Source organism: Corallococcus sp. AB030, from assembly GCF_003668965.1.
In the GTDB taxonomy this organism is placed as follows: Bacteria; Myxococcota; Myxococcia; order Myxococcales; family Myxococcaceae; genus Corallococcus; species Corallococcus exiguus.
The window spans coordinates 21,749-28,147 of the sequence record NZ_RAWQ01000143.1; the positions used below are offsets into that span (position 1 = coordinate 21,749).

Annotated in this window: 4 protein-coding genes; 3 read left to right on the top strand and 1 reads right to left on the bottom strand. The window is 69.6% G+C overall.

All coding sequences use genetic code 11. The features are described 5' to 3' along the window. Positions 1 to 63 precede the first annotated feature (63 nt). The 3 genes from D7Y15_RS28940 (at position 64) to D7Y15_RS28950 (ending at position 4,329) form a co-directional block, all read left to right on the top strand. On the top strand, positions 64 to 2,529 hold the full coding sequence (locus D7Y15_RS28940) for a S8 family peptidase (RefSeq protein ID WP_121754574.1): 2,466 nt from the start codon (positions 64 to 66) through the stop codon (positions 2,527 to 2,529). A gap of 87 nt (positions 2,530 to 2,616) precedes the next feature. After that, a complete protein-coding gene (locus D7Y15_RS28945; RefSeq protein ID WP_233605122.1) occupies positions 2,617 to 3,270 on the top strand; it encodes a CPBP family intramembrane glutamic endopeptidase in 654 nt (217 codons plus the stop codon). 24 nt (positions 3,271 to 3,294) lie between these two features. Next, a complete protein-coding gene (locus tag D7Y15_RS28950; RefSeq protein WP_121754576.1) occupies positions 3,295 to 4,329 on the top strand; it encodes a 2-dehydropantoate 2-reductase in 1,035 nt (344 codons plus the stop codon). Positions 4,330 to 4,372: 43 nt separating this feature from the next. Here the strand turns inward: D7Y15_RS28950 and htpG are convergent, their stop codons facing one another. Then, positions 4,373 to 6,280, bottom strand: a complete 1,908-nt coding sequence (htpG, locus tag D7Y15_RS28955) for a molecular chaperone HtpG (protein WP_121754577.1) — start codon at positions 6,278 to 6,280, stop codon at positions 4,373 to 4,375. Between the last annotated feature and the right edge of the window lie 119 nt (positions 6,281 to 6,399).

Genomic DNA, 6,399 nt, shown 5'->3' on the forward strand with positions numbered 1-6,399 from the left:
ACGCATTGCCCGCAGCGGACCTAGGGTCGGACGCTCTCACACGTTCTTCCAAGGATTCCGTTCATGCTCCGCCGCCTTGCCCTCCTGGGATTGCTCGGTCTCGCGGCCTGTCCCGGCGACAACAAAGACGATGATGACGACACTGATGCGGCGAAGGGGACCGTCTCGGGCTCCCTGCAGCCGTTCCAGGCTGGCTCCGCCGCCGCGAACGCCAGCTCGTCGCTGGATGCGTTCTTCTCCCTGCCGGGTGCGAAGAACCTGTCCCAGAAGGTCTCCAAGGCCCTTGCCGCGCAAGGCGTGTGGCGCACGGGCATCCCGTCCAAGCAGCTGACGCACGAGGCGTCGCTGCTGCCGGGAGAGATCATCATCCGCTTCGACACGCCGGGCCTGTCCGCGGAGGAGGCCGTCGCGCAGGCGCGCGTCGCGGGCTACCACGTCGTGCACCAGGCCTTCCTGAGCGATACGCAGCACCTGCTGCGCTACGAGGTGAGCCAGCCCCAGGCGATGTCCGGTGGCGCGCCCACCGTGCGCGCGCTCACCCAGGCGGAGCACGTGCGCGTGCTGTCCCAGGTGCTGGCCGTGCAGGGCGTGCAGAACGCGGAGAGCAACGTCCGCGTGCGGGCGCAGGCCGTGCCGAATGATCCGCTCTACTCGCGGCAGTGGCACTACAAGAACATGAACCTGCCGGCGGCCTGGGACCTGGGCACGGGCAGCGCGTCCATCGTCGTGGCGGTGGTGGACACCGGCATCACGTCGCATCCGGACCTGAACTCGCGCGTGCTGCCGGGCATGGACCTCATCTCCAGCCTCACCAACGCGGGCGACGGCGACGGCGTGGACACGGACCCGACGGACAACGGCAAGGACCTGCCCAACGGCGGCTCATCGTTCCACGGCACGCACGTGGCGGGGACCATTGGCGCGTCGTCCGACAACGGCTTGGGCGTGGCGGGCGTCACCTGGTCCGGCCGCAACATCCTGCCGGTGCGCGTGCTGGGCACGCAGGGCGGCTCGCTGGCGGACATCATCGCCGGCGTCACCTGGGCCAGCGGCGGCCCCGTCACCGGCGTGCGGCTGAACACCACGCCCGCGCGGGTCATCAACATGAGCCTGGGCGGCGACGGTCCTGCGTCGACGGAGATGCAGACCGCCATCAACGCGGCCAACGCGCGCGGGGCCATCCTGGTGGTGGCCGCGGGCAACGAGAACGTCAACACCAACGGCAGCTTCCCCTGCAACCAGCAGAACGTCATCTGCGTGGGCGCGGTGCGCTTCAACGGCAAGCGCGCCAGCTACTCCAACTTCGGCACGCAGGTGGACGTGATGGCCGCTGGTGGCCAGACGAGCGAGGACCGCAACGGCGACGGCTTCCCGGACGGCGTGCTGTCCACGCTGCCCAACAGCACCAACCAGCCTTCCTACGAGTGGTACCAGGGCACCAGCATGGCCACCCCGCACGTGGCGGGCATCGTGGCGCTGATGCTGGCGCAGGACTCCAAGCTCACGGCGGCGGACGTGGAGGCCATCCTGAAGGACACCGCGGACAAGACGAGCCAGTGCTCCGAGGGCTGCGGCGCGGGCCTGGTGGACGCGTACGCCGCGGTGCTGCGCGCCAAGGGCGGCGGTGACCCGACGCTGCCCCCGAAGCTCGCCATCACCACCACGCAGCTGTCCTTCACCGGTGCGTCGTCGCAGGCGCTGACGGTGCGCAACAACGGCGGTGGCACGCTGCAGGTGAGCGTGGCCGTCTCCGGCGCCAACGCCTCCGCGGTGTCCGTCTCCAGCACCTCGCTGTCGGTCCCCGCGTACAAGTCCACGGCGCTGAACGTGACCGTCACCCCGGGCTCGCTGGCGCCGGGCAGCTACGTGGCGCAGATCGACCTGACCGGCGCGTCGAGCGCGGGCAACGCGCAGGTGCTGGTGAAGTTCCGCGTGGGCGCCTCGGATGAGAAGGACGCCGTCATCGGGTTCGCGTACCTGGACGCGGCGGGCGAGGTGCAGGTCGACGACGACGGCATCTCCGTGGTGCGCGCGGCCGGTGGGTACAACTACAGCCTGAAGGTGACCCCGCGCGACTACCTGGTGCTGGCGTCCATCGACGACACCGGCGAAGGGGACTACTTCGAGGACGGCGATCGCGTGGGCTTCTGGCGCGACACCACCCAGGTGGAGACCGTGACGGTCACCAAGGGCAAGACGACCAGCGACATCAGCTTCACGCTGGTGCCCTACCAGTCGGACGACGACCACACGCCCACGACGACCATCGGTGGGGCCTGCACCACCAACAGCACGTGTGGCACGGGGGGCCAGTGCCTCACCGGCGCCAGCTTCCCGGGCGGCTACTGCACCCAGAGTTGCATGACGGCCGGCTGTCCGTCGGGTTCGGACTGCTACAGCAACGACCGGGGCGCCACCGCCTACTGCTTCGTGACCTGCACGCCGTCGAGCGGCAACACCCAGGGGTCGTGCCGCACGGGCTACCGGTGCGTGAGCGACGGCGCGGGCAGCGGCGCGTGCCTCCCGTAGTGTCGTGAAGGTTCGTACCGGCGCCGGCGGTGCACGCGTGAACGTGCCCGCCGGTGTCCATCGCGCCGGGGTACGCTGCCGCGCGCGATGACTGCTTCTCACGTTGGACCGCCGTCAGCCGGTGACGCGGCCCTGCCACTCTGGCGGGTCGCGGCCGCTGGCGGCGTGCTGGCCTGGACGGCGCTGGTGCACGTGCATCCGCCGCGCTTCTTCGCCGTCGCTTCCGTCTTCTGCGCCGTCTGGCTCGCGGTGACGTGGCGGGCGATGGGCCCCTGGCGAAGGCCGCCTCCCTCCCTGTCGCTCCTGGATACCGCGTGGGGTGTCGCCCAGGCGGTGGTGCTGTTCGCGGGTGCGAGGGCCTTCCTGTGGGCGTTCTGCGGCGGCTTCACCGACGCGCTCTGCGCGCCGCTGCAATCCGTCTACGCGACGTTCGGCACGGGTTCGCTGGGGACGGCGCTGGCCCTGGTGTTGCTGCTCGTTCCGGCGGAGGAGCTGTTCTGGCGAGGGTGGGTGCAGGGCGCGCTGCGTCCCCGGCTGGGCCGGTGGGGCGCGGTCGCCGGGTCGGCGGTGCTGTCGAGCATCGTGCTGCTGGGCTTCGGTGAGCCGCTGCTGGCCCTGGCCGCGCTTCCCACGTCGCTCGCCTGGGGCGCGCTGGCCGAGTGGCGCCGGACGCCTGCCGCGTCCTGGGTGAGCCATGCCTTGTGGGACGTGCTCATCGTCGTGGTGTGGCCCGCGACGTGAGCGCGCGTGCCACAATGCGCGCCCATGGCTTCGACTCCTGAGGTGGTCGTCTTCGGCGCGGGCAGCATCGGCTGTTACGTGGGTGGGCGGCTCGCCGCGACGGGCGCGACGGTGCGCTTCATTGGCCGCGAGCGGGTGGTGGCGGAGGTGCGTACGCACGGCCTGCACCTGACGGACTGGCAGGGCGCGGACCTGAAGGTGCCCGCGGCGGACGTGCGCATCGACACGGGGCCGGAGGCGCTGTCCACGGCGGACCTGGTGCTCGTCACGGTGAAGTCCGCGGCGACGGAGGAGGCAGGGCAGACGCTCGCGCCGAGGCTCAAGCCCGGGGCCATTGTCATCAGCTTCCAGAACGGACTGCACAACGCGGCGGTGGTGCGCGGTCTGCTGCCCGGCCGTACGGTGCTCACGGGGATGGTGCCCTTCAACGTCGCGGCGCAAGGGCAGGGCCATTTCCACGCGGGGTCGGAAGGCACGCTGGAGGTGGAGCGGCACGCGGCGCTCGCGCCGTTCGTGGATGCATTCACCCGCGCGGGGCTGGCGTTGAAGCAGCACTCGGACATCGTCGCGGTCCAGTGGGCGAAGCTGTTGCTCAACCTCAACAACGCGCTCAACGCGCTGGCGAACCTCCCGTTGAAGGAGGAGCTGTCACAGCGCGCATGGCGGCGGTGCCTGGCGCTTGCGCAGGGCGAGGCGCTGGCGGTGCTGGGGCGCGCCGGGGTGAAGCCCGCGAAGCTGACGCCGCTGCCGCCGGGATGGATTCCGGTGCTGCTGGGGGCGCCGGACGCGGTGTTCTCGGTGCTGGCGAAGAAGATGCTGGCCATCGACCCGAAGGCGCGCTCGTCCATGTGGGACGACCTGCACGCGGGCCGCAAGACGGAAGTGGACTACCTCAACGGCGAGGTGGTCCGGCTGGCCCACCAACACGGCGTCTCCGCGCCGGTGAACTCACGGCTCGTGGAGCTCATCCGCGAGGCGGAAGAGGGGCAGCGCCGCCAGTGGACCGGTGAGGCGCTGCTCGTGGACCTGAAGAAGGCGGAGCTGGCGAACAGGGGATGAGCTGTGCGTGGCGGGCCTCGCGACCCGCTCACGCACGGGAACATCAGCTCCGGGCGGCCACCTGCGTGAGCAGCGCCGTCATGCGCCGGGCGAACCGGTTCGGGTCGCTCAGAGGGCTGCCCTCCGTGAGCAGCGCCTGGTCGTGGAGCAGCTCAATCCACTCGCCCACCTGCGGCGCGGCCGGGTCGTTCGCGAGGAGTCCGCGCAGGTGCTCGATGACCGGGTGCTTGGGGTTGACCTCCAGGATGCGCTTGATGCGCGGCATTCCCTTGCCGCGCTCCTTGAGCAGGCGCTCCAGGTAGGCCGGCGTGCCGCCCTCCGACACCACCAGGCACACCGGCGAGTCCGTGAGGCGGTCCGACACGCGCACCTCGCGCACGTCCTCCTTCAGCACGTCCTTCATCTTGTCCGTCAGGCCCTTGAGCCCTTCCGACTGCTGCTCCTTCGCCTTCTTCTCCTCGTCCGTGGACTGGAGCTTCAGGTCCGCGTTGAGCGCGGAGACCAGCGGCTTGCCCTGGAACTCGCGCAGGCCCTGCGCGGCCCACTCGTCCACCGGGTCCGTCATGAAGAGCACCTCGTAGCCGCGCTGCTTCAGCGCCTCCAGGTGCGGGCTGTCCGCCACCGCCTTCCGGCTCTCGCCGTAGACGTAATAGATGGCCTCCTGGCCCTCCTTCATGCGGCCCACGTAGTCCGCCAGCGACGTGAGGCCCTCCTCACGCGAGGACTCGTAGCGCACCAGCGCGCCCAGCTTCTCGCGGTACTCCGTCTCCAGCGTCAGGCCTTCCTTCACCACCGTGCCGAAGGACTCCCAGAACGTGCGGTAGTCGTCCGGCTTGTCCTTGGCCAGCTTCTCCAGGAGGTCCAGCGACTTCTTCACCACGTGCTTGCGGATGGCGCGCACCACCGCCGAGTCCTGCAACATCTCACGCGACACGTTGAGCGGCAGGTCGTCCGAGTCGATGACGCCGCGCACGAAGCGCAGCCACTGCGGCACCAGGTCCTCGCAGCGGTCCATGATGAACACGCGCTTCACGAACAGCCGCACGCCGCGCTGCTGCTGCGAGTTCAAGTCGAACGGCGGGTGCTTGGGCACGAAGAGCAGACCCGTGAACTGCTGCGTGCCGTCCGCCTTGAAGTGCGTCCACGCCAGCGGCTTGTCGAAGTCGTGCGTCAGGTGCTTGTAGAACTCCTGGTACTGCTCGTCCGTGATTTCGCTCTTCGGACGCTGCCAGAGGGCGCTGGCCTTGTTCACCACCTCCAGCGCCTGCTCCGTGGCCTGCGTGTCCCCGCTGCCCACCTGCTTCGTCACCTGGAGCTTGATGGGGTGGCCCACGTAGTCCGAGTACTGGGTGATGAGCTGCTTCAGCTTCCACTCGTCCAGGAACTCCTTCTGGTCCGCCTTCAGGTGCAGCGTGATGGCGGTGCCGCGCGTGGCCTTCTCCGCCGGCTCCACCGTGAACGTGCCGTGCGCCTCCGACGCCCACTTCCACGCGGACGTCTCACCGGCGGCGCGGCTCACCACCTCCACGCGGTCCGCGACGAGATACGCGCTGTAGAAGCCCACGCCGAACTGGCCGATGAGCTGCACGTCATTCTTTCCCTTCTGCGCCAGCGCCTGGAGGAACTCGCGCGAACCGGAGTGCGCGATGGTGCCCAGGTTCTTCACCAGCTCGTCGTGCGTCATGCCGACGCCGGTGTCCTCGATGGTGAGGGTGCCCTGGTCGGCGTTGGGGACGATTCTCAGCTCCAGCGCGGGCTCGTCCTTGAGCAGCTCCGGCTCCGTGATGGAGCGGAAGCGCAGCTTGTCCAGCGCGTCGGACGCGTTGGACACCAGCTCGCGCAGGAAGATCTCCTGGTGGCTGTAGAGCGAGTTGATGACCAGGCTCAGCAGCTGCTGGATCTCCGCCTGGAATGAATGGGTTTCCCGCTGGGGGTGGGTCTCTGCGGACATGAAGGCCTCCGGGCGCTGACGGAACGCGCCAATGCTCTTCCCATAACCATGCCTGCCGGCTTGTCGAGAAGAGGGAATCCGCCCACACCCGTCGCTGGGAGGCGGGGGCGGGTTGGGGT

Bases quoted from the DNA above. Each gene is read 5' to 3' on its own strand.
- D7Y15_RS28940 (WP_121754574.1), top strand. From the start codon at position 64: ATGCTCCGCCGCCTTGCCCTCCTGGGATTGCTCGGTCTCGCGGCCTGT.
- D7Y15_RS28945 (WP_233605122.1), top strand. From the start codon at position 2,617: ATGACTGCTTCTCACGTTGGACCGCCGTCAGCCGGTGACGCGGCCCTG.
- D7Y15_RS28950 (WP_121754576.1), top strand. From the start codon at position 3,295: ATGGCTTCGACTCCTGAGGTGGTCGTCTTCGGCGCGGGCAGCATCGGC.
- htpG (WP_121754577.1), bottom strand. From the start codon at position 6,280: ATGTCCGCAGAGACCCACCCCCAGCGGGAAACCCATTCATTCCAGGCG.